We start from the raw sequence: 25,944 nt of genomic DNA on the forward strand, positions 1-25,944 counted from the left end.
AGAACAGGCGCTTCCGCCCGGCCCAGCACGAGTTCAGAACCCCGACCCGATGGCAAAACCTCAACCCAAAGCCCCCGCGCCCGCGGCAAGACCCCAGACGGCGCGCTTCGCCCTGCCGAAATCCGGGGCGCTGGCCCGCGCCCTGGAGGCGCTGAAGCGCGGCGACAGCCCGACGCTCGCCAACGTGCCGGAGGGGTTCGACGCGGTGGTCGTGGCGGATCTCGCCCGGGCCCTCAGCCGGGACGTCGAGGGGCCGGCGGTGCTGGTGCATGTCGCCCGCGATTCGGGGCGCTCGGCCGCCTTCGTCAGCGCCCTGAAGTTCGTCGCCCCCGAGATCGAGGCGATGAGCGTGCCGGCCTGGGACTGCCAGCCCTACGACCGGGTCTCGCCCAACGGCGCCATCGCGGCCCAGCGCATGACGGCCCTGTCGCGCCTCGCCCGCTCGCGCTCCTCGGAGGAACAGCCCCGCATCCTCTGCACCACCGTCAACGCTTTGATTCAGCGGGTGCCGCCCCGAGAGAAGATCGCGGTCGAGACGTTCTCGGCCGCCATCGGCAACGTGGTGCCGATGGACACGGTGACGGCCTGGGTCGAGGCCAACGGGTTCCTGCGCACGGGCACCGTGCGGGACACCGGCGAGTACGCGGTGCGCGGCGGCATCCTCGACCTGTCGCCGCCGGGTCTGCCCAACCCGATCCGCCTCGACTTCTTCGGCGACACCCTGGAATCGATCCGCGCCTTCGACCCCGAGACCCAGCGCACCGTCGGGCAGCTGCGCTCCCTCGACCTCGTGCCGATGAGCGAGGTGCAGCTCACCACCGAGACGATCCGGCGCTTCCGCCAGGGCTACCTCTCGAATTTCGGGGCCGCCACCCGCGACGACCGGCTCTACGAGACCATCAGCGAGGGCCGGCGCTATGCCGGCCTCGAGCACTGGATGCCGCTGTTCTACGACCACCTCGACACGCTGTTCGACTACGTGGCCGGCGTGCCGATGGTGTTCGACGCCCAGGTGGACGAGGCGGCGCACGAGCGCCTCACCCTGATCCGCGACTATTACGACGCCCGCGCCGAGGCGATGAAGGCGCCGTCCCCCGGGGTCGCGCCCTACAAGCCCCTGAAGCCCTCCGCCCTCTACCTCACCCCCAACGAGTGGCGCGACCGGGTGGCGGCGGCGGCGATCGCCCGGCTCTCGCCCTTCTCGATGCTGGAGAGCCCGGACCGGGCGACCATCGACTGCGAGGGCCGCCAGGGCCGCACCTTCGCGGCCGAGCGCGCCGAGGAGGCCGCCAGCGTGTTCGACGCGGCCGTCGCCCACGTGAAGGACCTGCAAGGGTCCGGGCATCACGTCATCCTGGGCTCCTGGTCCGACGGCTCGCGCGACCGGCTCTGCTCGGTGCTGGCCGACCACGGCCTGAAGAAGCCCGTGGCCATCAACACCCTCGCGGCGGTGAACGCCCTGAAGCGCGGCACCGACGTCGCCGTCGCGGTCTGGGGCCTGGACTCCGGCTTCGTCGTCGACCGCCTCGCGGTGATCTCGGAGGGCGACATCCTCGGCGACCGGCTGGTGCGCCAGAAGCGCAAGGCCAAGCGCCCGCAGGACATCATCCTGGAGGTGCAGGCCCTCCAGCCCGGCGACCTCGTGGTCCATGCCGACCACGGCATCGGCCGCTTCGTCGGCCTCAAGACCGTGACGGCCGCGGGGGCGCCGCACGATTGCCTGGAGATCCAGTATGCCGGCGGCTTGCTGCTGCTGCCGGTGGAGAACATCGAGCTCCTGACGCGCTACGGCTCGGAGGATGCCGAGATCGCCCTCGACCGTCTCGGCGGCGGCGCCTGGCAGGCCCGCAAGGCCAAGATGAAGAAGCGCATCCTGGAGATGGCCGGCCAGCTCATCCGGGTCGCGGCCGAGCGCTTCGTGCGGCAGGCCCCGCGCCTGCACGCGCCGGAGGGGCTCACCGACGAGTTCGCCGCCCGCTTCGCCTTCGACGAGACCGAGGACCAGGCCAACGCCATCGACGCGGTGCTCACCGACCTCAATGCGGGCCGGCCGATGGACCGCCTCGTCTGCGGCGACGTCGGCTTCGGCAAGACCGAGGTGGCGCTCCGCGCCGCCTTCGCGGGGGCCATGGGGGGCAAGCAGGTGGCGGTGGTGGTGCCCACCACGCTGCTGGCGCGCCAGCACTACCGGACGTTCAGCGAGCGCTTCAAGGGCCTGCCCGTGGAGGTCGCCCAGATGTCGCGCTTCGTCTCCAACACGGAGATGAAGCGGGTGCGCGACGGGCTCGCCGCCGGCACCGTCGACATCGTCGTCGGCACCCACGCGCTGCTGGCCAAGGCCGTGGCCTTCAAGGATCTCGGCCTCATCATCGTCGACGAGGAGCAGCATTTCGGCGTGGCCCACAAGGAGCGCCTCAAGGCGCTCCAGGCCGACGTGCACGTGCTCACCCTGTCGGCGACGCCCATCCCCCGCACCCTGCAGCTCGCCATGACGGGGGTGCGCGAGCTCTCGATCATCGCGACGCCGCCGGTGGACCGCCTGGCGGTGCGCACCTTCGTGACCCCGTTCGATCCGCTCCTGATCCGCGAGGCCCTGCTGCGCGAGCGCTACCGCGGCGGCCAGTCGTTCTACGTGGTGCCGCGCATCGAGGATCTGGCCGAGGTCAAGCGCTTCCTCGACCAGGAGATGCCCGAGACCACGGTGGCGGTGGCCCACGGCCAGATGGCGGCGGGCCAGCTCGAGGACGTGATGACGGCCTTCTACGAGGGCAAGTTCGACGTGCTGCTGTCGACCACCATCGTCGAATCCGGCCTCGACATCCCCACCGCCAACACCCTGATCGTGCACCGGGCCGACATGTTCGGCCTCGCCCAGCTCTACCAGCTGCGCGGCCGCGTCGGACGCGCCAAGGCCCGGGCCTACGCGCTGTTCACCACCCCGGCCAACCGCACCCTCACGGTCCAGGCGGAGAAGCGCCTGAAGGTGCTCCAGACCCTCGACACCCTGGGCGCGGGCTTCCAGCTCGCGAGCCACGACCTCGACATCCGCGGCGCCGGCAACCTCCTCGGCGACGCCCAGTCGGGCCACATCAAGGAGGTGGGCTACGAGCTCTACCAGCAGATGCTGGAGGACGCCGTCACCGCGCTCAAGGCCGGCATCGACGAGCCGGTGGAGGAGGCCTGGTCGCCCACCATCGCGCTCGGCGCGCCGGTCACGATCCCGGAGGACTACGTGGAGGACCTCACCGTCCGCCTCGGGCTCTACCGCCGGCTCTCGACCCTGGAGAACGACGCCGAGATGGAGAGCTTCGGCGCCGAGCTGATCGACCGCTTCGGACCCCTGCCGCCGGAGGTGGAGCAGCTCCTCAAGATCGTCACCATCAAGATCCTGTGCCGCGACACCAACGTGGAGAAGGTCGAGGCCGGCCCGAAGGGCGTCGTCGTCCACTTCCGCGACAAGGCCTTCGCCAACCCGCAGGGGCTCGTGGCCTACGTCGCCGAGCAGGCCTCCTTCGCCAAGGTGCGGCCGGACATGAGCATCGTCTTCATCCGGGAGCTCGACACGATCCCGGAGCGCCTCAAGGTGACGACCACGATCCTGCGCAGCCTGTCGACCATCGCCCGCCGCAAGAAGGCGGCCTGAGCCGGAACGCGAAAAGGGCGCGCCGCCGGCACGCCCTTTTCGCATGGAACAGAAGAGGTTGGGACGGTCTCTTCGACCAGTCTCTCAGAGGTCCGGCTGGTTCAGCACGTAGGGGCCGATCTGGCTCTGCAGGTCGATGCAGGTGCCGGACCGGCGGCCCATCGTCTCGTCGACGACGATCACCGGGATGCCGGCCTGGCGCATCTGCTCGCGCAGGCGCTCGGAGAGCTGGGCATAGGCCGGATCGCGCCGGGACGAGGCCTGGAGCAGGATGGCGGCCGGGCGCGCGATGACCGCGAGCACGTCATGCGCCGCCTCGAGGGAGGCGGTGACGCTGGCATAGCCGAGCTCCGCGAGCTCGGCGGCGAGCGAATGATCGATCGCACGGTGGCCGTCGTCGACCACGAGAACTTGTTGCAGCGCACCCATGAGCATCAGTGCTAGCCCATCCTTCGTCCCTTGGAAAGAGACCCGTGTGACAACACACATGGGGGCGGTTGGTTCGCCGGCCACGTTTCGGACGTGACCGTGCCGCCCGATCCCTGAGCGGCGGATGAACCGATTCGATGCGGCGCATCATTCGGTGGCGACGGGGGGCGCGGCCTTCGCTCAACCCGTTCCGGCGGATCGGCAAACCGGTTTTCGGCACCGCAATGGCGGATCGGCGGCGGGCGCCGCGGCCGATCGCCGGAGGGCGCCGCGGTCCCCCGGCCGGCAGCCCGGACGGCGGGCGGTTCAGGCCCGCCGGATGGCGAGGGTGCGGTCGTCCTCGATGCCCGCGGCGAAGGGCGAGGGCGCCCAGGCATCGACCGTCTCGGGGATCGCGATATCGCGCTGCAGCGGCTCGGCGTGGCAGGCCCGGCCCCGGAAGGCGAGGCGCCCGTCCGGGTCCCGCCGCAGGGCCATGAGGGTCGAGAACAGGTGGGCGCGCTCGGGATGGGTCAGCGCCAGGGCGACGTCGTTGGCCTCCCGGGCACCGGCCAGGAGGGCGGTCTCGTCGAAGGCGACCACGTCGATGATCGGGCGATGGGCCGCGGAGGCGAGGGTGCGCGGACCGAGGCGCCCCGGGGCGCGATGCGCGAGGACGATGGCCTCCAGCGTCCGCGGCAGGCAGCTGGCGGCGAGGTTTCGCTCCAGCGCCGCCGGCACGACGAGGCGGGTCGGCAGCGGCCGGTCGAGGGCGTCGGCGAAGCTGCGGGCCTCGAACACCGGCAGCGTCTCGAGGCCGGCGCCCGCCACGAGGGCCGCCCCTAGGCCGGTCACGAGGCCGCGCAGGTCGCTCTGCGGCACCAGGCTGAGGATGCGGTCCCCGGGCTGGACCCGGGCGGTGACGAGGTACACGGCGATGGCCGCCAGCAGGGCGTCGCCGCTGCGGTGGACCGGATGCGCGGGATCGCCCGCGGTGAAGCTGATGAGGCCGCCGGGCCCGGGGGCGAAGGGGCCGCCCGCCTGGTCGAGGGCCATGGCGTCGAGGCTGATCACGCCGTCCGGAACGTCCGGGCCGAAGGCGGCGAGGTAGCGCAGCCCGAAATACCGGACCGCGACCCGGCACAGGCGCTCGGCCAGGGCGAGGGGGCCGAACCGGGTCTGGGTGATGACCGCCGGGAGCGCGGCCTGCTGCACGGCGGCGAGGAGGCCCTCCTCGTCGAGGCTCAGCGGCAGCAGGCAGGGGATGTGGCCGGCGGCCTCCACGGCCAGGTAGGCGAGGAAGCTCTCGGAGCTGCCCGGGAGGGCGAGGCCGATGCGGCTGCCGGGGGCCAGGCGCCAGCTGCGCAGGCCGTTGGCGAGGCGGGCCACGATCTCGGCCGCCGCCCCGTAGGTCCAGGTGATGGCGGGCCGCCCGCTCCAGAGGGGCTTGTGCGGCGGATCGACGAAGGCGACGCGATGGGGATGGGCATGGGCCGTCCCCGCCAGAAGGGTACAGAGACGCTGCGCCCGGGGCGGAACCCGCGCGCTGTCGGGCCCCGCGCCCGCAGGGCTCCCCGGCATGGCCCCGGACCCCACCAGGGCCGGACGGCCGGGCCCGGGTGCGGACCCGCCGGCCATGCGGCGGCTGGCCTGGGACAGGGGGATTCCCGCCCGGACCGAGTCCAGGAGATGGGAGGCTTGGAACTGGGCTGCTTGCTGCGCCGGCACGTACGCTGACTCCCGCGACCCTTCGTTCATGAAGGCTTAGGGTTAAGTTCGCCTTAACCCCGGAGCCGCCGCAGCCCCCCCGGCCACGGCCGTGGTGTCATGTCTTCGCCGCATTCGGGGGGAAAGCAGGCCGCCCTGTCGTCGGGACGGGACTGCGCCGTCGAGGGCGCGGTCCGCGGGTTGCCGCGCGGTGGCGGAGGCTCTCATCCGCTGCACCGCTGCGATCCCGGTCCAGTCATGATCTCGGCCCAGGGGGATGTCGGCTTCGAAGCGATCTCGGTCGAAGGGTGCCCGTCCGGCGGGCCTGGTGCGATGTATGCGCCGGGCAGGGGCCGAACGGACGTCCGAACGCCCGAAGCGCCCTTGAAGTCCGAACCGTTCGATGCGAATCCGCGCCCCAGCTTCGAGGCGCATCCCGCGAGCCGAATCCGTTACGCCGTATCTTAAGGGGTCAGAGCTGATGTTCTTCGCCAACCGTCCCGCGCGCCCGCTGCGCGTCGCCGCGTTCCTCGCCCTGGCGGGCCTTACCGGAATGGCGGGGGTTGCCGGACCGACTCTCGCGCAGGGAGCCAAGGGCAAGGCCGCGCCGGCCCCGACCGCCCCCGCGCCGACGGCGCCCCCGGCCGCCGCTCCCACCGGGGCGGCCCAGACGGGCCCGCAGATCGTCAACGTGAAGTCCGATCCGGCCCAGACGGAATGGACCAAGGTCTGCGGCAAGGACCAGGCCAGCGGCACCGACGTCTGCTACACCACCCGCGACTTCGTCTCCGACCAGGGCCAGCCCGTGCTCGCGGTCGCCGTCTACGAGATGAAGAACGCCGCCCAGAAGCAGGAAGTGCGGGTGATCCGCTACCTGCTGCCCCTCGGCCTGCTGCTGCAGCCGGGCATCCGCTTCACCATCGACGGCCAGCAGGGTACCGCCGGCAAGTTCGCCGTGTGCTTCCCCAACGGCTGCTTCGCCGAGGCCGGCAATGTCGGCCCCGAGCTCGTCGCCGCGATGAAGAAGGGCACCACCCTCAACGTCAGCGTCCAGAACCAGACCCAGCGCGAGGTCACCTTCGCGGTGCCGATCACCGGCTTCGGCAAGGCCTTCGACGGCCCGGCCATCGATCCGAAGGTGCTGGAGGAGCAGCAGAAGAAGCTGCAGGCGGAACTCGAGAAGCGCAGCGAGGACATGCGCAAGAAGCTCGAGCAGCAGAACGCCGCCGGCGCTGCACCGGCCGCCGGTGCGCCGGCCGCCGCGCCGAAGCCCTGAGGATCGCGACTCCGCCGGCCGCTCGCGCGGCCGGCCTTCCTGAACGCAACGAGGCCGGGCGCGATGCCCGGCCTCGTTGCATTTCACGGGCCTGTCTCCCGGCGCCGACCGCGCCGGCGGGGTCTCAGTTGGCGTGGGCTGCCCCGCGCATCCGGTAGCTGCCGTCGGCGCCGCGCTCGAACACCTCGGCGATGCCGGTATGCCGGAGGGCCTCCCCGGAGGTGTCGGTCACGAGGTTCTGCTCGGACACGTAGGCGACGTATTCGCTCTCCGCATTCTCGGCGAGCAGGTGGTAGAACGGCTGGTCCTTGCGTGGCCGGACCTCCTCGGGAATCGCCAGCCACCATTCCTCGGTGTTGTCGAACACCGGGTCGATGTCGAAGACGATGCCGCGGAAGGGATAGATGCGGTGGCGCACGACGGCACCGAGGCCGAACTTGGCGGTTCTCATCACGGAATCGGCAGTGATCGTATCGGTCATGCGATAGAAAATAAGCGGCTCCGGGCCACTTGTCATCGGCGGTGCTCCGCCGATGACGAAGGGGAGGGGAAAAACCCTCAGGCGAGACCGTAGGTCTTGGCGAGTTCCGGATCCTTCTCGGCCACGAGCTTGGCGAGATCGACGATGACCTTGGCCTGCTTCCAGGTGGCGTCGTCCTGCATCTTGCCGTCGAGCATCACCGCGCCGGTGCCGTCGGGCATCGCCTCGACGATCCGCACCGCGAAGGCGACCTCCGCCGGATCGGGGGCGAAGACCCGCTTGGCGATGGCGACCTGATTCGGGTGCAGGGTCCAGGCCCCGGCGCACCCCATCAGGAAGGCGTTGCGGAACTGGGCCTCGCAGGCCTCGCCGTCGGAGAAGTCGCCGAAGGGGCCGTAGAAGGCCTTGAGACCGTTGGCCATGCAGGCATCGACCATCTTGGCGATGGTGTAGTGCCAGAGGTCCTGCTGGGCGGAGGCCCGGGCGGCGCCGTCGCTCGTCGGGTCGGCGATGACCCGGTAATCCGGATGGCCGCCGCCGACGCGGGTGGTCTTCATGCCGCGGGAGGCCGCGAGGTCGGCGGGTCCGAGGCTCATGCCGTGCATGCGGGGCGAGGCGGCGGCGATGGCATCGACGTTGGCGACCCCCTCGGCGGTCTCGAGGATGGCGTGGACGAGGATCGGCTTGGTCACGCCGTGCCGGGCCTCGAGCTGGGCCAGCAGCTGGTCGATGTAGTGGATGTCCCACGGCCCCTCGACCTTGGGCACCATCACGACGTCGAGCTTGTCGCCGACTTCGGCGACGATCTCGAACAGGTCGTCGAGGATCCAGGGCGAGTTCAGGGCATTGATGCGGGTCCAGAGGCCGGTGCCGGAGGCGGCGAAGTCGGTGGCCCGGGCCATGGCCACGAAGCCCTTGCGGGCCGCCTCCTTCTGGTCGATCGGCACAGCGTCCTCGAGGTTGCCCAGCACCACGTCGACGGTGGCGGCGAGCTCCGGCACGCGGGCCCGGACCTTCTCGTTGTGGGGCGGCACGAAGTGGATCATCCGCTCCAGCTTGACGGGAAGCTCGCGGAAGGGGGCCGGTGCGCCGGTGGCGAGCGGCTGGAAGAAGCGGCGTGGCAGTTTCATGGGTGGTTCTGGCTCCCGGGAGTTTCTTTGTGTGAGATCGGCGTCCCGAACCAGCGGTTAGGGCAAGGCCGGCCCCGCCGTAAAGGTGCGCGGGCGCACGCAAGCCGTTTGCCATGCCGCCATCGCGGTGCGCGCGGCGGAACGCCCGTCTCCGGCTCACGTTCTCACGATCGAGGGGGCACCTCACGGACGACGAAGGACGGACCCATGTCCGGATCATCGACCCGGCGGACTGGCTTCCGCCATCCGGTGCTGCTTGGAGCAGCCCTGATCGGTCTCGGCCTTCCGCAGACCACGTTCGCCGCCGAGCGCGCCAAGCCGGCCGCCGAGAAGCAGGTCCAGTCCGCGACGCAATCCGGGCGCGTGGCCTTCACGGCCGCCGAGGCCGCGACGGCGTGGCCCGACGGACTGGCGGCGGGGCTGCGCATTCCCGGCGACGATGCCGCCGCCTTCCGCACCCTTCTCGATGGAGCCTCGGCCGCCAACCGGCCCTGGCTCGTGCTCTCGGGCGGGGGTGAGAACGGCGCCTACGCGGCCGGCCTGCTCAACGGCTGGAGCGAGGCCGGCACGCGGCCGGATTTCGGCATCATCACGGGCGTCAGCACCGGCGCGATGATTGCGCCCTTCGCCTTCATCGGCACCGCCGGCGACGCGGCCCTGCGCCAGAACTACACCGAGATCTCCGCCGCGGACGTGTTCGAGTTCGGCGGCACGAATGAGGCCCTCACCGATACCTGGCCCCTCAAGCGCCGGATCGACCGGGCGGTGACCCCGGCCCTTCTCAAGGCGGTGGCCGCGGAGCACGCCAAGGGCCGCCGGCTCCTGGTGGCGACCACGGCAGTGGATGGCGAGCGGCCGGTCCTGTGGGACATGGGGGCCATCGCGCAGACCGGGGGCCCGAAGGCGCTGGCGCTGTTCCGCTCGGTGATCCTGGCCTCCTCGGCCGTGCCCGGAGTGTTTCCCCCGGTGATGATCGACGCTGTGGCGGGCGACGGCAAGCATTTCCAGGAGATGCACGACGACGGCGGTACCACCGCGCCGTACTATCTCGCCCCGGAAGCGATGCTCCTGGCGAAGGATCCGGCGCCCTTGCCGACGCCTCAGGTCTACCTCGTCGTCAACAACAGTCTGGCGCCCGACTTCCAGATGGCGTCGCGCACGACCCTGAGCGTGCTCGGCCGCTCGATGTCGGCGGCGATCAAGGCACAGACCCGCGCCGCGCTCGCCCTCAGCCAGGGCTTCGCCCGGCGCACCGGCCTCGACCTTCAGGTCGCCCAGATCGACGGGCGCTTCGGGAAGACCTCCGCTGCGCCGTTCGACCAGGGGTATATGAAGGCCCTGTTCGCCCACGGCGTCGCCCTGGGCAAGTCCGGCACCGCCTTCCAGGACGGTACGGCGGACCCGGCGGCGGAGATCGCCACCGGGTCGGTCGACCGGCGGGTGGCCCGGGAGAGTCCCGCTCAGGACGGCCCGGTCCGGAGCGTGGCCGGGCGCTGATCAGCGCATCAGGCTCGGGGCGCCGAGGCGGGGCAGCACGCCCTCGCGCATGACGATGCGGCGCAACGGGCCGATCGTCGTCATGGCGAGGAGGCCGAGGCCGCGCAGGGCGTCCACCGGCAGGAGGTCGGCGAGCAGGCTGCGGTTGAGCGCGTCGACCGCGGTCGACCGCAAGCGCGCGTCGAGGTCGCGCCCGCGGGCGAAGCCGGCCAGCGCCGCGCGCGAACCCGGGTCGCGTCCGTCCGCCACCGCCCGCATCACCGCGTCGCGCAAGGACGCGGCGTCGCGCAGGCCGAGGTTGAGCCCCTGTGCGCCGATGGGCGGGAAGACGTGGGCGGCCTCGCCGATCAGGGCGAGGCGGGCCGCGACCGGGCTCGGCACGGACAGGCCCCGCATCGGCACGAGGCCGCGCGGCCCGTCGACGCGCATCGCCCCCAGCATCGCCTGGGCCTGGCGCTCCACCGCCCGGGCGAGGGCCGCATCGTCGCAGGCCGCCAGGCACTTGGCGGGGCTCTCGCCCATCACCCAGACGAGGCTGGAGCGGAGCCCACCGGGCAGGGGCACCAGGGTGAACGGCCCCTGCCGGGTGTGGAACTCGGTGGAGACGTCGCGGTGGGGCCGCGTGTGGGCGAGGATCGTCGTGATGGCGCTCTGCGGGTAGGACCAGGTGCGGGGCACGATGCCGGCGGCCTCGCGCAGCTTCGAGCGGGCGCCGTCCGCCCCGGCCACGAGACGGGCCGACAGGGTGGCGCCCCGGGCCAGCGTGATCGTGGCGGCGTCCGCGCCGGCCGTGAAGCCCGCGGCGTCCTCCTCGAACAGGGTCAGGTTGGCGGCCGAGCGGGCCTCGGCGCGCAGGCCCTCGACGAGGCGGGCGCTCTCGACGTTCCAGCCGAAGGCGTCGAGGCCGATCTCGGTGGCGACGAAGCGGGCCGGGGGCGGGCGGAACAGGCTGCCGGTGTCGTCGACGATGTGGAGCTCGGCCAGGGGACTCGCCTGGGGCGCGATCGCCGCCCAGACCCCGAGGGCGTCGAGGAAGCGCACCGAGCCGTCGAGGAGCGCCACCGTGCGCCCGTCGGCCACGGGGGCGTGCCGGCCGACCAGGGCGGTGGCGACGCCGTCGCGGGCGAGCGCCAGGGCGAGGCTCAGGCCCGCCGCGCCGGCCCCGACCACGGCGACCGCGAAGGTCTCGGACGGGGGAGCCTCGGATTTCGCAGGAAGTGTCGCCACGGCGTCGCGGTCTCCAGAACGGCATCGGGCAGTGCATCGGCCGGCAAGAGCCCGGCCGACCGAAAGAACCTGACGCTTACAGAGGCGTGTCACCGCGCCGGTCAAGGCCGCGATGGTGCCGCAGGGGCGGGGCTTGTACCATCCGGCGCAAGGCCGCGACCCTCGGCGACCCGGAGGCCCACCCCGATCATGAGCCTGTTCATCGCGCTGCTGGCGCTCGGCTTCCTGATGCTCGTCGCCTATCGGGGCTTTTCCGTCATCCTGTTCGCACCGGTGGCGGCCCTGCTGGCGGTGCTCCTCACCGATCCGTCGGCGGTGCTGCCGGTCTTCTCCGGCCTGTTCATGGAGAAGATGGTCGGCTTCGTGAAGCTGTACTTCCCGGTGTTCCTGCTCGGCGCGGTGTTCGGCAAGGTCATCGAGATGTCGGGCTTCTCCCGCTCCATCGTGACCGCCGTGATCGCGCTCGTGGGCACCCGGCGGGCCGTGCTCTCCATCGTGCTGGTGTGCAACCTGCTCACCTACGGGGGCGTCTCGCTCTTCGTGGTGGTGTTCGCGGTCTATCCCTTCGCGGCGGAGGCCTTCCGCCTCAGCGACATCCCCAAGCGCCTGATCCCCGGCACCATCGCGCTCGGGGCCTTCTCCTACACGATGGACGCGCTGCCCGGGACGCCGCAGATCCAGAACATCATTCCCACCACCTTCTTCGGCACCAACACCTGGGCCGCCCCCTGGCTCGGGCTGATCGGCGCGGCCTTCATCCTGGGGGTCGGCGTCGCCTATCTCGACCGGCGCATCGCCGCGGCCAGGCGCCGGGGCGAGGGCTACGGCACCGGCCACAGCAACGAACCGCAGGTGATGGACGCGGCGTCCCGCGCGCATCCGGCCATCGCCCTCCTGCCGCTGATCGTGGTGGGGGTGGCGAACCTCGCCTTCACGGCCCTGATCCCACGCCTCTACGGCGCGAAGGCAGAGACGGCCCTCGCCGGCCTCGACAAGCCCATCGTCACCGCGGTCTCGTCCGTGACCGCGATCTGGGCGGTGGAGCTGGCGCTGCTCGCCGGCATCCTCACGGTGCTGGTCTTCGCCTGGCGCCCGGTCTCGCAGGGCTTCGCGGAGGGCAGCCGCGCGGCGGTGGCGGGCTCGCTGCTGGCGGCGATGAACACCGCCTCCGAATACGGCTTCGGCGCGGTCATCGCGGCCCTTCCGGGCTTCCTCGTCATCCGCGACGCCCTCTCGGCGATCCCGAACCCCCTGGTCAACGAGGCCGTGACGGTGACGGCGCTGGCCGGCATCACCGGCTCGGCGTCGGGCGGCATGAGCATCGCGCTGGCGGCCATGTCCTCCACCTTCATCGCGGCCGCGCAGGCCGCCCACATCCCCATGGAGGTGCTGCACCGGGTCGCCGCCATGGCGAGCGGCGGCATGGACACCCTGCCCCACAACGGCGCGGTCATCACCCTGCTGTCGGTGACGGGCCTGACCCACCGGCAGGCCTATGCCGACGTCTTCGCCATCACGCTCCTGAAGACCGGGGCGGTGTTCCTGGTGATCGGGGTCTACTACCTAACCGGCATCGTGTGAGCTGGCGCCGTGCCTGGGCGAAGCCCGGATTCGTCCGTGCCGAAGGGATCAACCGGATCCGGCGCGGAGCGGCGGTTCCTCCGGTTCGACGAGCCGTAGGGTGAGCTGCGTGAAGGGCCGGATGTCCCAGGCCGGACCGGCATGGAACATCATCACCACGGGCCGGCGGGCCAGCACCTGGAATTCCGGCAGTCCCGCCTCCGGGCGCAGGATCGTGCCCGGCTGGACGGCGGGGTCGTACCCGGCAGGACGTATCCACACGATCTCATCCATTCAGCCGATCCATCGTCATGGTCGTGCCGCGCCCTCCCGGCGGGACCGGGACGGCTGCATCCCGGCGCCGGAGCCGGGAACGACTCGCGGGACGGGGGCCGGTTAACCTGCGTTAATCACGCGGCCGCCGTGGACGCAATCGGAGAGCTGCGGGAGTCCGATCCGGTGCGCCAGCGCACATGGGCTGGCGGGAGCGGGATGAGAACCTGCACCATTGCCGGCATACCGGGACCGTCTATGGCGCAGATCATCGCGGCCGGTGGCCCTGCACCCGTCCCGCCCCAGACCTACACCGAAGACCCACACTGAGGAACGACACGATGCCGAAGGCGATCCAGGTTCACGCGTACGGCGGCCCCGAGGTGATGCGCTACGAGGACGTGACGCTGCCGGCCCCGGGCCCCGGCCAGATCCACGTCCGGCAGACCGCCATCGGCGTCAACTTCATCGACATCTACTTCCGCTCGGGCGCCTACAAGGCGCCGCAGCTGCCCTTCACCCCCGGCAAGGAGGGCGCCGGCGTGATCGTGGCGCTCGGCGAAGGCGTTACCGGCTTCCGGGTCGGCGAGCGGGTCGCCTACGGCTCGGCCGCGAGCACCTATGCGGAGGAGGCGGTGATCGAGGCGAGCGCCGCCGTGCACCTCGCCGACGACATCGACGACAAGACCGCCGCCGCGATGATGCTGAAGGGCCTCACCGCCGAGTACCTGCTGCACCGGACCTACGCGGTGAAGCCGGGCGACACCATCCTGTTCCACGCCGCCGCCGGGGGCGTCGGCCTCATCGCCTGCCAATGGGCCAAGCACCTCGGCGCCACGGTGATCGGCACCGTCGGCTCGGCGGAGAAGGCGGAGCTCGCCCGCGCCAACGGCTGCGACCACGTCATCCTCTATCGCGACGAGGATTTTTCGGCCCGCGTCCGGGAGATCACGGGCGGCAAGGGCGTGCCGGTGGTCTATGACGGCGTCGGCAAGGACACCTTCCCGGCCTCCCTCGACTGCATCAGCCCGCTGGGCCTGTTCGTCAGCTTCGGCTCGGCCTCCGGCCCGGTGGACGATTTCAGCCTGGCGCTGCTGGGCCAGAAGGGCTCGCTCTACGCCACCCGCCCCTCGCTCTTCGCCCATGCGAGCAAGCGGGAGACCCTCGACGCCATGGCCAAGAACCTGTTCTCGGTGGTGGCGAGCGGCGCGGTGAAGATCCCGGTCCACAGTACGGCCCGGCTCGCCGACGCGCAGCAGGTCCACCGGGATCTCGCCGCCCGCAAGACCACCGGCGCCACGGTGATGATCCCGTGATCCGGTCGTCCCGGGATCGGAGGATCGCGTGATCCCGGGAGCCCGGGACGTCCTCCTCGTCATCGACGTGCAGGTGGACTTCCTGCCCGGGGGGGCCCTCGCCGTGCCGGACGGCGACGCCGTGGTCGCGCCGGCGAACCGCCTCCTCGGCCTGTTCCCGCACGCGGTGCTGACGCAGGACTGGCACCCGCCGGGGCACGTCTCCTTCGCGACGAGCCATCCCGGCCAGGCGCCCTTCGACACCGTGCCGCTCGCCTATGGCCCGCAGGTGCTGTGGCCGGAGCATTGCGTGCAGGGCAGCGCCGGGGCCGCCCTCGCCCCCGGCCTCGCGGCGGACCGCGCCGAACTGGTGATCCGCAAGGGCCACCACCCGGGGGTCGACAGCTACTCGGCCTTCCTGGAGGCGGACCGCCGCACGCCCACGGGGCTGGCCGGCTACCTGCGTGAGCGCGGCTTCACCCGGGTGGTCCTGTGCGGCCTCGCCACGGATTACTGCGTGGCCTGGAGCGCCCGCGACGCGCGGGCGGCCGGCTTCGAGGCCCTGGTGGTCGCGGACGCCGTGCGGGGCATCGACCGGGACGGCTCGCTGGCGCAGGCCTGGACCGAGATGGCGGCGGCCGGGGTCGGGCGGATCACGAGCGGGGCGATCGGAGGCGGGTAGGCCTCCGAGGCCTTCTCCCGGCAGCACTGCCCTGTCCGGACAAGGCGCGTTCCGCTCCTCCTTAGGACAGGGCGATCGCAGATGCCGATCGGCTCTTCGGAAACGCTCTCGCAGCCCCCGTCATCCCGGGGCCGCGCAGCGGAGCCCGGGATCCTGAAACACAGGTGATGCAAGGCCCCGCACCGTCAGCCGCTCCGGACTTGCGTGCGCGCCCCTTCGGGTCCGGGCTCGTGCGGCGCCCCGGAATGACGGCGCGCCACCCTCTGCGATGGACCTGCCCTCGTGGGGGCACTCAACCACCCCACCGCCTCCCCACAAGGTGGGGGGAGGGGTGCATAATCCTACACCGCGCTCCCGTAGAGATCGTAGGCGTCCGCGCGCTCGATCTTCACGGTGACGATGTCGCCCACCCGCAGGGGCCGGCGCGCCGTGACGTGGACGTTCCCGTCGATCTCGGGGGCGTCGTATTTCGAGCGGCCCTTGGCGACGGTGCCGTCGGCCGCGTCGATGATGACGGGCAGGCGCTTGCCGATGCGGGCCTTCTGCAGGCGGGCGGAAACGGCCTGCTGCGCCTCCATGAAGCGGCGCTTGCGCTCGGCCTTGACCTCCGGCGGGACGAGGTCCCCGAGGCCGTTGGCCACGGCGCCGGCCACCGGCTCGAACTCGAAGCAGCCGACGCGCTCGAGCTTGGCTTCGCGAATCCAGGTCAGCAGCTCCTCGAACTCGGCCTCGGTCTCGCCGGGGAAGCCGACGATGAAGGTCGAGCGGATGGCGAGATCGGGGCAGATCTCGCGCCAGCGCCGGATGCGCTCGAGCTGGCGCTCTTGGTTGCCGGGCCGGCGCATGCGCTTGAGCACGGACGGGCTCGCGTGCTGGAGCGGCATGTCGAGGTAGGGCAGGATCTTGCCCTCGGCCATCAGCGGAATGACCTCGTCCACGTGCGGGTAGGGGTAGACGTAGTGCATCCGCACCCAGGCCCCCAGTTCGCCGAGTTCGGCGGCGAGGTCGTAGAACTTCGCCCGTACCGCGCGGTCGCGCCAGGGGCTCTCCGCGTAGCGGATGTCGACCCCGTAGGCGGAGGTGTCCTGCGAGACCACCAGCAGTTCCTTGACGCCGGCCTTCACCAGCTTCTCGGCCTCGCGCAGCACGTCGCCGGCCGGCCGGCTGACGAGATCGCCGCGCAGGGAGGGGATGATGCAGAAGGTGCAGCGGTTGTTGCAGCCCTCGGAAATCTTCAGGTAGGCGTAGTGGCGCGGGGTGAGCTTCACCCCCTGCGGCGGCACGAGGTCGAGGAACGGGTCGTGGGCCGGAGGCACCGCCGCGTGCACCGCCGCCACCACCGATTCGTAGGCCTGCGGCCCGGTGACAGCGAGCAGGTTCGGATACTTCTCGCGGATCTCGTCGGGCTGGGCGCCCATGCAGCCGGTCACGATGACGCGGCCGTTCTCCGCCATGGCCTCGCCGATGGCCGAGAGCGACTCGGCCTTGGCCGAATCGAGGAAGCCGCAGGTGTTGACGATGACGACGTCCGCGCCGTCATGCCGCCGGGCGAGCTCATAGCCCTCCGCCCGCAGGTGCGTGAGGATGCGCTCGGAATCCACCAGCGCCTTGGGGCAGCCGAGGGAGACGAAGGAGATTTTCGGCGCCGCCTTGGCGGGGGCCGGCGGCAGGGGGGATGCGGTCATGGATGCTCGTCGGGCCGGACCGGCTGCGGAAGAACCGGATCGGCCGTGGACTCGGGGGAGGGCGGGACAAAGAGGTTGACAGCCCTATAACGGGATTCGCGCGCCCAAGCGAGCCGGGCGGGTCCGAGCCATGCGCGGATCGCGCTTTTGCCACGGCATCGCGCATGCCACCTGTGCATGATACCGCAGGCCACGACGGATGCGTCGGCCCCCAATGCTTCGGCACACCGGGATCGTCGGTCCGTCGCCGCCCCAAAACCTTCGAGTCGTCATGTGGATTGCTGACATCCCGTTCGTCGAGCCCGTCGCGGCGGCCGAGGCCCTGGCCGCCCTGCCGGGGCTCGCCTTCCTCGACAGCGCCATGCACCACGACACCCTGGGGCGGACCTCGACCCTGGCGGCGGACCCGTTCGGGCGCTTCCGGTTTCGCGATGGCCAGGCCACCCTGGATGGGCGTCCCGTCCCGGGCTCCGGCCTGGAGGCGCTGCGCGCCTGCCTCGCCCCCTACCGCACGGCGCGGGACCCCGATGGCCCGGCCTTCGCGGGCGGCGCGATCGGCTACGTCGCCTACGATTTCGGCGCGGCCCTGGAGCGGGTGGCGCCCCCGGCCCGGCGGGCGGGCCTCTGCGACGACATCGCCTTCAACCTCTACGACACGGTGCTGAGCCTCGACCACGCGACCGGGCGCTGCCGCCTTCTCGCCACGGGCTTTCCCGAGACCGACCCCGCCGCGCGCGAGGCCCGCGCCCGGGCCCGGCTGATGCAGTTCACCCGCCTGCTGGAAGGCGCGCATCCGAGCCCCGAGCCGGCGGCGCAGGGGCCGCTGGCCTGGCGCTCGAACTTCACCCGCGCCGGCTACGAGGCGGCCGTGGAGCGGGTGCGCGACTACATCCGCGCCGGCGACATCTACCAGGCCAACATCGCCCAGCGCTTCGAAGCCGACCTGCCGGAAGGCTTCGATCCGTTCGCCCTCTATCGGCGCCTGCGCGCCACCAACCCGGCGACCTTCGGCGCCTATCTCGACTTCGAGGACCTGCGGGTCGCCTCCAGCAGCCCCGAGCGCTTCCTCAAGCTCAGCGGGCGGGCGATCGAGACCCGGCCGATCAAGGGCACGGTGCGGCGCGTGGCCGATGCGGCCGCCGACGCGCGCCTGGGCGAGGCGCTGCAGGCCAACGCCAAGGAGCGGGCCGAGAACATCATGATCGTCGACCTCCTGCGCAACGACCTCTCGCGCATCTGCGAGCCCCACAGCGTGCGGGTGCCGGTGCTGTGCGGCCTCGAATCCTACGCCTCGGTCCACCATCTCGTGTCGGTGGTCACCGGAACCCTGAAAGCCGACATGGACGCCCTCGACCTGATCGCCGCCACCTTCCCGGGCGGCTCGATCACCGGCGCACCGAAGCTGCGCGCCATGGACATCATCACGGAGATCGAGAGCGACGCGCGCGAACTCTATTGCGGCGCCATCGGCGCCCTCGGCTTCACCGGCGACCTCGACACCGCCATCGCCATCCGGACGGTGTTCATGAACGACCGCACGGCCGTGCTCCAGGCCGGCGGCGGCATCACCCTGCTCTCCGAGCCGGGCCCGGAATACGAGGAGACCCTGACCAAGGCCGCGCGGGTGTTCCAGGCCTTCGAACCTGAGGCGGGGAGGGCGCCGTGATCCTCGTCATCGACAACTACGACAGCTTCGTCTTCAACGTGGTGCGCTATTTCGAGGAACTGGGCGAGACCGTCCGGGTGGTGCGCAACGACGCCCTCGACGTCGCCGGCATCCGCGCCCTGGCGCCCGAAGCGATCGTGATCTCGCCCGGCCCCTGCACCCCGGCGGAGGCCGGCATCTCGCTGCCCGCCATCCGGGCGCTCTCCGGGGCGGTGCCGCTGCTCGGCGTCTGCCTCGGCCACCAGGCCATCGGGGCGGCCTTCGGCGGCCGGGTGGCGCGCGCCGGGCGCCCCCTGCACGGGCAGGCGACGCCGATCCGGCACGACGGGGCCGGGCTCTTCGCCGGCCTGCCCGACCCGATGCAGGTCGGGCGCTACCACTCGCTGATCGTGGCGCCGGAGGCCGGCATGGCCGACCGGCTCAGCATCGATGCGGTCTCGACGGAAGGGGAGGTGATGGCCCTGTCGCACCGGACCCACCCGACCTGGGGCGTGCAGTTCCACCCGGAATCGGTGCTCACCGAGAACGGGCACGCCATCTTCGCCAATTTTCTGCGACTGGCCCGCGACTGGCGCGCCGACCACGCCCTGCCGGCCCAGACCGATGCTGTGGTTTGACGGCGGCCTCACCGAGGGGCCGGTGCCCTTCGACCTCGGCGACCGGGGCCTGACCCTCGGGGACGGGGTGTTCGACACGGCCCTCGCCCGCCATGGCCGCATCCTGTTCGAGGCCGCGCACGTGGACCGCCTGGCGACCGCCACCGCGACGCTGGGCTTTCCCGTGGCGCCGGAGCGCATCGCCGAGGCGATGCGGGACCTCGCCGAAGCGGCGGGCCGGGTGCATCCCCTGGCGGCGATCCGCACCACCGTGACCCGGGGCTCCGGCCCGCGCGGGCTCGGCCCCCCGGCCGCGCCCCGGCCGGTGCTGTGGGCGAGCGCCGCCCCGGTGGGCGACGCCCTGGCCTTCGCGCCCCTGACCCTCCACCCCACGGAGATCCGCCGCAACGAGACCTCGCCGGCCGCGAGCCTGAAGACGCTGGGTTACCTCGACGCGGTGCTGGCCGCCGGCGCGGCCCGGGCAGCCGGCTTCGACGACGCCCTGTTCCGCAACACGCGCGGGCACGTCGCCTGCGCAGGCACGGCCAACCTGTTCGCGGTGGTCGACGCCACCCTCGTCACCCCGCCCCTGTCGGACGGCGTCCTGCCGGGCATCCTGCGCGGCGAGGTTCTGTCGGGATGCGCTTCGCGCCTCGGCCTGCCCGCCGCCGAACGCAGCGTCGGCCTCGAGGCGCTCCTGCGCGCCGACGCGGTGTTCGTCACCAATTCCCTGCGGGGCCTCGCCCCCGTGACGGCGATCGGCGAGACCGCCTTCGCGAGCGCCGACCACCCCATAGTGGCGGCCCTCATCGCCGACCTGCGCGACGCCTTCGCGCCATGAGGGCGCCCGATCCATGAGGACGCCGCGCTTCTGGTGGCGCCTGCCCCTGATGGCGGCCTACGGCTTCATCGGGATCGTGCACCTGGCCGCCCCCGACGCCTTCCTGCCGATCATGCCGGGCTGGGTGCCGGAGCCCCGCCTCACCGTGATCGTCACAGGCCTGTGCGAGCTCGCCGGGGTGCTCGGCCTCGCCTGGGGCCCGACCCGGCGCTGGGCCGGGATCGGGCTCGCCCTCTACGCGGTCTGCGTCTTCCCGGCCAACCTCAAGCAAGCCCTGGAGGGCATCGTCGTGCCGGGCCTGCCCGACAGCTGGTGGTACCACGGCCCCCGGCTGGCGTTTCAGCCGGTCTTCGTCTGGTGGGCCCTCTATGCCGGCGGGGTCGTCGACTGGCCGTTCGGCCGGCGCCCGGCCTGAGCCCCAGGGCCCACCCTTCGGCGGTGCCCACGGCGTCAGCCCTTCTCCGCGACCTTGACCGCCGCCCAGGCCGCCTCCATCGCGTCAAGATCGCTGTCGGCTAGGTCGCGCCCCTCCGCGACGAGGGTCGCCGCCATCGCGGTGAAGCGGCGCTCGAACTTCATATTCCCTTCTCGTAAGGAATATTCCGGATCGATCCCAAGGTGGCGGGCGAGGTTGGCCACCGAGAACAGGAGGTCGCCGAGTTCCTCCGCCACCGCCGCCCGGGTGCCGTGGGCCATGGCGTCCGCGACCTCGTCGATCTCCTCGCGCACCTTCAGCACCACCTGGGCTGGATCGGTCCAGTCGAAGCCGTAGGTCGCGGCCTTGGCGGAGAGCTTGTGGGCGCGGGTCAGGGCGGGGAGGGGCAGCGGAATGCCGGCGAGCGGGCCGGTCTCCCGCGGCGGCTTGGCCCGGCGTTCCTCCGCCTTGATCGCCTCCCATTGCCGCGCCACCGCCGCGGGATCGCGCCGGGGCGAGCCCGTCGGCAGCAGGGTTCCGTCTGGCGCGAACACATGTGGGTGGCGCCGGACCATCTTCTCCATCACCGCCCGGACCACGTCCGGGAACGCGAACAGCCCGGCCTCCTCGGCGATGCGCGCGTGGAACACCACCTGGAGCAGCAGGTCGCCGAGCTCGTCGCGCAGGTCGTCGGTGTCGCCGCGCGCGATGGCGTCGGCGACCTCGTAGGCTTCCTCCACCGTGTAGGGGGCGATGCTGGAGAAATCCTGCGCCACGTCCCAGGCGCAGCCGGTCTCCGGGTCGCGCAGCTGCGCCATCAGCGCCAGCAGATCCTCGATCCTCACTCCACCGCCTCCGCGTCATGCCTCGATCCGCTTCCCTTAGCGGATCGCGGGCCAACCCGTGAGGCTGGGGATGGAGGCGGGAGAAGCGGTGGCTTCCTCTGGAAAATTCCCATGAAAAAGCCTTGGCCGGGGGGGTGTTCGTTCTTCCGAACGGTTCCCGCGCCCTTAGGAAAGGTATCAGTAAGGGATTCTCAGAGAGTCATTTCTGAGAGTTATATGGGGGCGTCGAAAGCCGTTCCGCTGCAGGGGTTTGGCGGGTGTTCGCGCATCGAACTCTGCGCAAGTCCGTATCGAACTCTGCGCGGGTCAGCATCGAACTCTGCGTGTCCGAACCCGGCCGGCGCATGGGATTCTGCGTGCCTGCGTATTGGGTTCGGCGTGGATCGGCGGTCGCAGCGGTGAACTCTGGGGATTGTGCCGAATCCGGCCCCGTATCGAACTCTGCGTCGGCGCGCGCCGGCCGGATCCGGCCCGTCCACCGGCGTCGGTTTTCCCCGTCCCGGCCGGTGGATAGCCGGGATGACGCCGGTCTTCGGCCTGGGCTGGCGAGACTCCGCGGCGGGGAATCGGGCATGGTCGCCCCGCGGCGGGGTCCGGGGATGTCGATCCCCGGGCGGGTCTTCTCGGGCTGCCCGAGGGGCGCCGCCGGGAGCATGGGGCGGGGGCGCGTGGGGATCGAGGACACATTGGCGGGCATCCGCGACGCCGACCTCCTCGCCGAGGTGGAGGCGGCCCGGGGCAGCTTCCTATTCGCCACCATCGCGGAGACCATCCTGCATCGGCAGCGGGCCCGGGACGCGGAGGCCGCCGCCCGCGGCGCCGTGGCCGGCCGGCGCCAGGCCATGGGCCGCGACCAGCGACGCCGGGACGCCATCCGCGAAGTCATCGAGACCGAGCCCACGGGCCCGGAGAACCTGCAGCACATCCACTCGGTGCTGGCCCTCTGCGGCCTGCCCTATCGCGACCCCGGCGACGCGCGCGAATTCTTCCGCGAATACGGGCGGAATTCCCTCAGCCTGCTGGCCGGACGGCTGAAGAACCCCGCCACCGGCGAGATGGAGTTCCAGGGCCTGCCCTACGGTCCCAAGGCCCGCCTCGTGCTGCTGCACCTCTGCACCGAGGCGGTGCGCCAGCGCAGCCCGACGATCGCGGTGGCCGACAGCCTGTCGGGCTTCATGAAGGAGATGGGATTCGCCGTCACCGGCGGCGAGCGCGGCACCATCCGGCAGTTTAAGGAGCAGCTCGCGCGGCTCGCCGCCTGCACCCTGCAGATCGGTCTCTGGGACGGGGCGGGCAGCGCCAGCACCCTCAACGTGCCGCCCTTCCGCCAGCTCGACCTGTGGCTGCCCCAGGGGGCCGACGGGGTGGTCTGGCAGAAGAGCGTCCAGTTCCACCAGGATTTCTACGACAACCTGATCCAGCACGCCCTGCCGGTGGACATCCGGGCGGCCCGGGCCTTCTCGGGCTCGGCGCGCAAGCTCGACCTGCTGTTCTGGGTCGGATACCGCCTGCGCGCCCTACAACGGCCCCTGCGCCTTACCTGGGACAACCTGCACAAGCAGTTCGGCGCCGACAACGCCAGCATCCGCAGCTTCCGCCAGGCCTTCAAGGCGGATCTCGCCCACCTGCAGGAGGTCTTTCCGAAACTGCCGATCCGCCTCGACGACGGCGGCATGCTGCTCCAGCCCGCCGACCCGAGCGCCCTGCTGATCCCGCCGCGCGGGGCCAAGCTGCCGCGCAAGGCCGCCGCGTCGGGCTGAGCCACATATTCCCTTAACGGAATGGAATAACTGAAGGGACACGGGTTGTTCCCCAAGCGCAGATAAGGAATAAGGTTTGGAATTCTGGGTCGCTTCGTCGCCCGTGGAATATTCCAAGAGGATTCGATGTTCCTGTCTGAAGCCGAGGTGGAAGCGGCCCTGCGGGATTTGCGGCGTCGCCGCGACGAGCTCGACCGGGCCATCGCCGACCACCAGCTCTACCTCGAGCTCGGCCGCCGCCTGCGGCCGATCGGTCCGGCGCCGGCCGCCGAGGCGGAGACTCTCCCGCCCGGCGCCTGGGACGCGCCCGCCCGCCCGCCCGCGGCGGAGCCGGCCTCGCTTCCGGAGCCGGTCTTCGTGCCAGGACGGGATTTCGTCTCAGGACACGGCGTCGTGCCAGGGCAGATCTCGGGTCCCGGACAGGCCGAGCCCGCGCGCGCCGGCGAGGATCTCGTGGCGGCGCGCCGGCACGGGCGCGCGCTCGTCGCTGCGGCCGTGAACCTGCTGCATGAGGCCGGCCGGCCCCTCCATGCCGGCGAGATCTGGCAGGGCCTCACCGCCCTCGGCTTCGCGCTTCCCGGCCACGATCCCGTGGCGGCCCTCAACACCCGCCTGTGGAAGCGCTCGGGACCGGGCGGCCCGCTGAAGCGCCTCGGCGAGGCGGTCTACGCCCCGTCCGAGGAGGATGACGAGCTGGGCTGACCCGCGCCGCCGGTCCGGCGCGCCGGAAGCGTTCCGTCCCGAGACGGTGGCGTTGACATCCGGCCCCCTGATCCCCGGTTGCGCTGCGCGGCCCCGGGATCAGGGGGCTGCGAGCGGGCTTCCGGCGCGACGCTCCGCCCATGCGATCACGCGCCACAGCAGAGGATCATTCGGGCAGGGCGAACACGGTGAGCTGGCCGCCGAGCGCGGTGTAGCGCGCCAGCGCGGCGTAGCCGCCGACCGCGCCGGCGCCGTCGTTCGGGTCGGTGAGGCCGGCCGCGAGGCCGATCCCGGCCCAGCCGCCGACGCCGGAGAGCACGGCGACGTATTGCCGGCCCTCGTGCAGGTAGGTGGTGACGTTGCCGACGATGCCCGAGGGCGTCTTGAAGCGGTAGAGCTCGTGGCCGTCCCGCGCGTCGACGGCTTTGAGATAGCCCTCGAGGGTCCCGTAGAACACCACGTCCCCGGCGGTGGCGAGCACGCCGGACCAGACCGAGAACGGCTCGGGAATCGTCCAGCGGATCGCCCCCGCGACCCCGTCCCAGGCGGTCAGGGTTCCGGTGCGGGGATCGTCGGGTGCCGGGTGCAGGCTCACGGTGGCGCCGACATAGGGCAGGCCGGGGGTGTAGGAGACCCGGAACGGCTCGTAATCCATGCAGATGTGGTTGGTCGGCACGTAGAACAGCCGGGTCCGGGGCGAGTAGGCCGCCGGCTGCTGGTTCTTGGCCCCGATGGCGCCGGGGCAGATGCCCGTGGTGGTCTCGTCCTCGCCCGAGGATTCCGGCGCATGGCGCGGGTCGAGCACCGGGCGCCCGTAGCCCGGCGAGGCCCGGTCGAGGTCCACATGGGTCGCCCAGTTCACCGAGCGGTCGAACTTCTGCGCCACCAGGAGTTCGCCGGTGGCGCGGTCCAGGGTGTAGCCGAAGCCGTTGCGGTCGAAATGGGTGAGGAGCGGGCGGGGGACGCCGCCGACCGCCGCATCGGTCAGGATCATCTCGTTGACGCCGTCGTAGTCCCACTGGTCGTGGGGCGTCATCTGGTAGAGCCAGCGGGCGATGCCGGTGTCGGGGTCGCGGGCCACGATCGACGCCGCCCAGCGGTTGTCGCCGGGGCGCTGCGCCGGGTTCCAGGTCGAGGGATTGCCGGTGCCGTAATAGACGAGGTCGAGGGCTGCGTCGTAGGCGAACCAGCCCCAGGCGCAGCCGCCGCCGGTCTTCCACTGGTCGCCCTCCCAGGTCTTCAGGGAGGAATCCCGGCCGATGGGCTTGCCGAGCGACGTCGTGCGCGCGGGGTCGACCCGCATCTGTTCGTCGGTGCCCGTGGCGGTGGCGCGCCAGAGCCGGCCGCCGGTCTTCGCGTCGTAGGCGGTGACGTGGCACTGGACCCCGAACTCGCCGCCCGAGAGGCCCACCAAAACCTTGCCCTTCACCGGCAGCACGGCGGCGGTGTTGGTCTCGCCCCGGGCCGGGTCGCCGTTGCGGACCGACCAGTTCACCCGTCCGGTCTTCGCGTCGAGGGAGACCAGGGTGGTGTCGGCCTGCTGCAGGAAGAGGGCGCCGTCCGCGTAGGCGAGGCCCCGGTGGACCGTGTCGCAGCACAGGAAGGCCATCACGGCCGGGTCCTGCTTCGGTTCGTAGCGCCAGAGGATGCGGCCGTCGTGGTCGAGATCGAGGGCCGTGACGGTGTTGGGGAAGGGGGTGTGGACGTACATCACCCCGTCGACCACCAGGGGCGCACCCTCGTGGCCGCGCAAGATCCCGGTGGAGTAGGTCCATGCCACCCGGAGCCGGCCGACATTGGCGGCGGTGATCCGGTCGAGATCCGAATAGCGGGTGTTGGCCGCGTCGACCGTGGGCAGCACCGTCTGGGCCGCGGCGGGACCCGGGAGGACGCTCGCCAGCAGGGCGAGCAGGGGGATGGCGCGCATGGGACTCCCGGTTGCGGGGGCGGAGACGGTCGCTTCCCCTCCCCGTGCCACAGCCGGGCGCCGAAGCGAAGGGACCGGGCGGTGCGCCGCCGCCCGATCCCTCCCGGAGAGACCCGATCCTAGAAATAGGGCCCGAAGGGCGGGCGCGGGCGGTAGTCGCCGTAGCGCGGTCCGTAGAAGGGACGGGGGCCGTAGAACGGCCGCGGGCGATAGTCGCCGTAGGGGCGGTACATTGGCCGGCAATAGCCGAACCGGTTCGGGATGAAGCCGGGACCGCAGCCATAGGCGACGGTTTTGGCGGCGGCCCCCCCCCGCGTCCCCGCGGGGG

21 protein-coding genes and 1 pseudogene are annotated in these 25,944 nt (G+C 71.8%); 12 read left to right on the top strand and 10 right to left on the bottom strand.

Features of this window, described 5'->3' with window-relative positions; translation table 11 throughout:
* Positions 1-49: 49 nt before the first annotated feature.
* Positions 50-3,643, top strand: a complete 3,594-nt coding sequence (gene mfd, locus ASF18_RS04065) for a transcription-repair coupling factor (RefSeq protein WP_056349719.1) — start codon at positions 50-52, stop codon at positions 3,641-3,643.
* 84 nt (positions 3,644-3,727) lie between these two features.
* Here the strand turns inward: mfd and ASF18_RS04070 are convergent, their stop codons facing one another.
* Entirely contained in the window at positions 3,728-4,072 is a 345-nt protein-coding gene (locus tag ASF18_RS04070; protein WP_056222214.1) for a hypothetical protein, read from the bottom strand.
* Positions 4,073-4,378: 306 nt separating this feature from the next.
* Entirely contained in the window at positions 4,379-5,779 is a 1,401-nt protein-coding gene (locus ASF18_RS04075; RefSeq protein ID WP_244472570.1) for a class I adenylate-forming enzyme family protein, read from the bottom strand.
* Positions 5,780-6,239: 460 nt separating this feature from the next.
* Here ASF18_RS04075 and ASF18_RS04080 point away from each other — a divergent pair, with 460 nt between their 5' ends.
* Positions 6,240-7,034: an invasion associated locus B family protein gene (locus ASF18_RS04080; RefSeq protein WP_056349721.1), complete on the top strand. Its 795-nt coding sequence runs from the start codon at positions 6,240-6,242 to the stop codon at positions 7,032-7,034.
* Positions 7,035-7,158: 124 nt separating this feature from the next.
* Here ASF18_RS04080 and hspQ read toward each other — a convergent pair whose 3' ends face one another.
* Together hspQ and ASF18_RS04090 are read right to left on the bottom strand one after the other, a co-directional pair.
* Entirely contained in the window at positions 7,159-7,485 is a 327-nt protein-coding gene (hspQ, locus tag ASF18_RS04085; protein ID WP_244472571.1) for a heat shock protein HspQ, read from the bottom strand.
* 107 nt (positions 7,486-7,592) lie between these two features.
* A complete protein-coding gene (locus ASF18_RS04090) occupies positions 7,593-8,645 on the bottom strand; it encodes a CoA ester lyase (RefSeq protein ID WP_056221945.1) in 1,053 nt (350 codons plus the stop codon).
* Between the two features lie 207 nt (positions 8,646-8,852).
* On the opposite strand from ASF18_RS04090, the gene ASF18_RS04095 reads away from it, so the two are divergent.
* Positions 8,853-10,142, top strand: a complete 1,290-nt coding sequence (locus ASF18_RS04095) for a patatin-like phospholipase family protein (protein ID WP_056349724.1) — start codon at positions 8,853-8,855, stop codon at positions 10,140-10,142.
* Here the strand turns inward: ASF18_RS04095 and ASF18_RS04100 are convergent, their stop codons facing one another.
* Positions 10,143-11,369: an FAD-dependent monooxygenase gene (locus tag ASF18_RS04100; RefSeq protein ID WP_056349725.1), complete on the bottom strand. Its 1,227-nt coding sequence runs from the start codon at positions 11,367-11,369 to the stop codon at positions 10,143-10,145. It lies immediately after the preceding gene.
* A gap of 189 nt (positions 11,370-11,558) precedes the next feature.
* Here ASF18_RS04100 and ASF18_RS04105 point away from each other — a divergent pair, with 189 nt between their 5' ends.
* Positions 11,559-12,950, top strand: coding sequence for a GntP family permease (locus tag ASF18_RS04105; RefSeq protein ID WP_056349727.1), 1,392 nt, complete (start codon positions 11,559-11,561; stop codon positions 12,948-12,950).
* 48 nt (positions 12,951-12,998) lie between these two features.
* Here the strand turns inward: ASF18_RS04105 and ASF18_RS04110 are convergent, their stop codons facing one another.
* Entirely contained in the window at positions 12,999-13,223 is a 225-nt protein-coding gene (locus ASF18_RS04110; RefSeq protein ID WP_056221957.1) for a hypothetical protein, read from the bottom strand.
* A 320-nt stretch (positions 13,224-13,543) separates the two neighbouring features.
* Here ASF18_RS04110 and ASF18_RS04115 point away from each other — a divergent pair, with 320 nt between their 5' ends.
* On the top strand, positions 13,544-14,518 hold the full coding sequence (locus ASF18_RS04115) for a quinone oxidoreductase (protein ID WP_056221959.1): 975 nt from the start codon (positions 13,544-13,546) through the stop codon (positions 14,516-14,518).
* A gap of 28 nt (positions 14,519-14,546) precedes the next feature.
* Positions 14,547-15,179 (top strand): bifunctional nicotinamidase/pyrazinamidase, encoded by a 633-nt coding sequence (gene pncA, locus ASF18_RS04120; RefSeq protein WP_056349729.1) that lies wholly within the window; start codon positions 14,547-14,549, stop codon positions 15,177-15,179.
* A gap of 341 nt (positions 15,180-15,520) precedes the next feature.
* On the opposite strand, the gene rimO is transcribed toward pncA, so the two are convergent.
* Positions 15,521-16,864: a 30S ribosomal protein S12 methylthiotransferase RimO gene (rimO, locus tag ASF18_RS04125; RefSeq protein ID WP_056349731.1), complete on the bottom strand. Its 1,344-nt coding sequence runs from the start codon at positions 16,862-16,864 to the stop codon at positions 15,521-15,523.
* 271 nt (positions 16,865-17,135) lie between these two features.
* Here rimO and pabB point away from each other — a divergent pair, with 271 nt between their 5' ends.
* Genes pabB through ASF18_RS04145 form a run of 4 tightly spaced genes read left to right on the top strand, consistent with a single transcriptional unit; the run spans position 17,136 to position 20,382 of the window.
* A complete protein-coding gene (pabB, locus tag ASF18_RS04130) occupies positions 17,136-18,530 on the top strand; it encodes an aminodeoxychorismate synthase component I (RefSeq protein WP_056349734.1) in 1,395 nt (464 codons plus the stop codon).
* Complete coding sequence (locus ASF18_RS04135) at positions 18,527-19,147, top strand: aminodeoxychorismate/anthranilate synthase component II (RefSeq protein WP_056274973.1); 621 nt, start codon at positions 18,527-18,529, stop codon at positions 19,145-19,147. Before pabB ends, ASF18_RS04135 begins: the two co-directional genes overlap by 4 nt.
* On the top strand, positions 19,134-19,967 hold the full coding sequence (locus tag ASF18_RS04140) for an aminotransferase class IV (protein ID WP_056349736.1): 834 nt from the start codon (positions 19,134-19,136) through the stop codon (positions 19,965-19,967). The genes ASF18_RS04135 and ASF18_RS04140 overlap by 14 nt, the downstream gene beginning before the upstream one ends.
* A gap of 13 nt (positions 19,968-19,980) precedes the next feature.
* The gene (locus ASF18_RS04145) at positions 19,981-20,382 is read left to right on the top strand and encodes a DoxX family protein (protein ID WP_056349738.1); all 402 of its coding nucleotides are present in this window, start codon (positions 19,981-19,983) and stop codon (positions 20,380-20,382) included.
* A 35-nt stretch (positions 20,383-20,417) separates the two neighbouring features.
* Here the strand turns inward: ASF18_RS04145 and mazG are convergent, their stop codons facing one another.
* On the bottom strand, positions 20,418-21,227 hold the full coding sequence (gene mazG / locus ASF18_RS04150; protein ID WP_274534755.1) for a nucleoside triphosphate pyrophosphohydrolase: 810 nt from the start codon (positions 21,225-21,227) through the stop codon (positions 20,418-20,420).
* A 653-nt stretch (positions 21,228-21,880) separates the two neighbouring features.
* On the opposite strand from mazG, the gene ASF18_RS04155 reads away from it, so the two are divergent.
* Together ASF18_RS04155 and ASF18_RS04160 are read left to right on the top strand one after the other, a co-directional pair.
* Positions 21,881-22,987, top strand: a complete 1,107-nt coding sequence (locus ASF18_RS04155; RefSeq protein ID WP_056274967.1) for a replication protein RepA — start codon at positions 21,881-21,883, stop codon at positions 22,985-22,987.
* A gap of 126 nt (positions 22,988-23,113) precedes the next feature.
* Positions 23,114-23,689, top strand: a complete 576-nt coding sequence (locus tag ASF18_RS04160) for a hypothetical protein (RefSeq protein WP_056349742.1) — start codon at positions 23,114-23,116, stop codon at positions 23,687-23,689.
* A gap of 166 nt (positions 23,690-23,855) precedes the next feature.
* On the opposite strand, the gene ASF18_RS04165 is transcribed toward ASF18_RS04160, so the two are convergent.
* Both ASF18_RS04165 and ASF18_RS22795 read right to left on the bottom strand, forming a co-directional pair.
* Positions 23,856-25,616, bottom strand: coding sequence for a methanol/ethanol family PQQ-dependent dehydrogenase (locus tag ASF18_RS04165; protein ID WP_056349744.1), 1,761 nt, complete (start codon positions 25,614-25,616; stop codon positions 23,856-23,858).
* A 119-nt stretch (positions 25,617-25,735) separates the two neighbouring features.
* Positions 25,736-25,944: pseudogene (locus ASF18_RS22795) on the bottom strand (hypothetical protein); the annotation flags it as partial.

The sequence above is a fragment of the Methylobacterium sp. Leaf89 genome (genome assembly GCF_001422215.1).
In the GTDB taxonomy this organism is placed as follows: Bacteria; Pseudomonadota; Alphaproteobacteria; order Rhizobiales; family Beijerinckiaceae; genus Methylobacterium.

Bases quoted from the DNA above. Each gene is read 5' to 3' on its own strand.
- ASF18_RS04155 (WP_056274967.1), top strand. From the start codon at position 21,881: ATGGGGCGGGGGCGCGTGGGGATCGAGGACACATTGGCGGGCATCCGC.
- ASF18_RS04115 (WP_056221959.1), top strand. From the start codon at position 13,544: ATGCCGAAGGCGATCCAGGTTCACGCGTACGGCGGCCCCGAGGTGATG.
- ASF18_RS04095 (WP_056349724.1), top strand. From the start codon at position 8,853: ATGTCCGGATCATCGACCCGGCGGACTGGCTTCCGCCATCCGGTGCTG.
- ASF18_RS04105 (WP_056349727.1), top strand. From the start codon at position 11,559: ATGAGCCTGTTCATCGCGCTGCTGGCGCTCGGCTTCCTGATGCTCGTC.
- ASF18_RS04070 (WP_056222214.1), bottom strand. From the start codon at position 4,072: ATGGGTGCGCTGCAACAAGTTCTCGTGGTCGACGACGGCCACCGTGCG.
- rimO (WP_056349731.1), bottom strand. From the start codon at position 16,864: ATGACCGCATCCCCCCTGCCGCCGGCCCCCGCCAAGGCGGCGCCGAAA.
- ASF18_RS04140 (WP_056349736.1), top strand. From the start codon at position 19,134: ATGCTGTGGTTTGACGGCGGCCTCACCGAGGGGCCGGTGCCCTTCGAC.
- hspQ (WP_244472571.1), bottom strand. From the start codon at position 7,485: ATGAGAACCGCCAAGTTCGGCCTCGGTGCCGTCGTGCGCCACCGCATC.
- mfd (WP_056349719.1), top strand. From the start codon at position 50: ATGGCAAAACCTCAACCCAAAGCCCCCGCGCCCGCGGCAAGACCCCAG.
- ASF18_RS04145 (WP_056349738.1), top strand. From the start codon at position 19,981: ATGAGGACGCCGCGCTTCTGGTGGCGCCTGCCCCTGATGGCGGCCTAC.
- ASF18_RS04165 (WP_056349744.1), bottom strand. From the start codon at position 25,616: ATGCGCGCCATCCCCCTGCTCGCCCTGCTGGCGAGCGTCCTCCCGGGT.
- ASF18_RS04090 (WP_056221945.1), bottom strand. From the start codon at position 8,645: ATGAAACTGCCACGCCGCTTCTTCCAGCCGCTCGCCACCGGCGCACCG.
- ASF18_RS04110 (WP_056221957.1), bottom strand. From the start codon at position 13,223: ATGGATGAGATCGTGTGGATACGTCCTGCCGGGTACGACCCCGCCGTC.
- ASF18_RS04160 (WP_056349742.1), top strand. From the start codon at position 23,114: ATGTTCCTGTCTGAAGCCGAGGTGGAAGCGGCCCTGCGGGATTTGCGG.
- pabB (WP_056349734.1), top strand. From the start codon at position 17,136: ATGTGGATTGCTGACATCCCGTTCGTCGAGCCCGTCGCGGCGGCCGAG.
- ASF18_RS04080 (WP_056349721.1), top strand. From the start codon at position 6,240: ATGTTCTTCGCCAACCGTCCCGCGCGCCCGCTGCGCGTCGCCGCGTTC.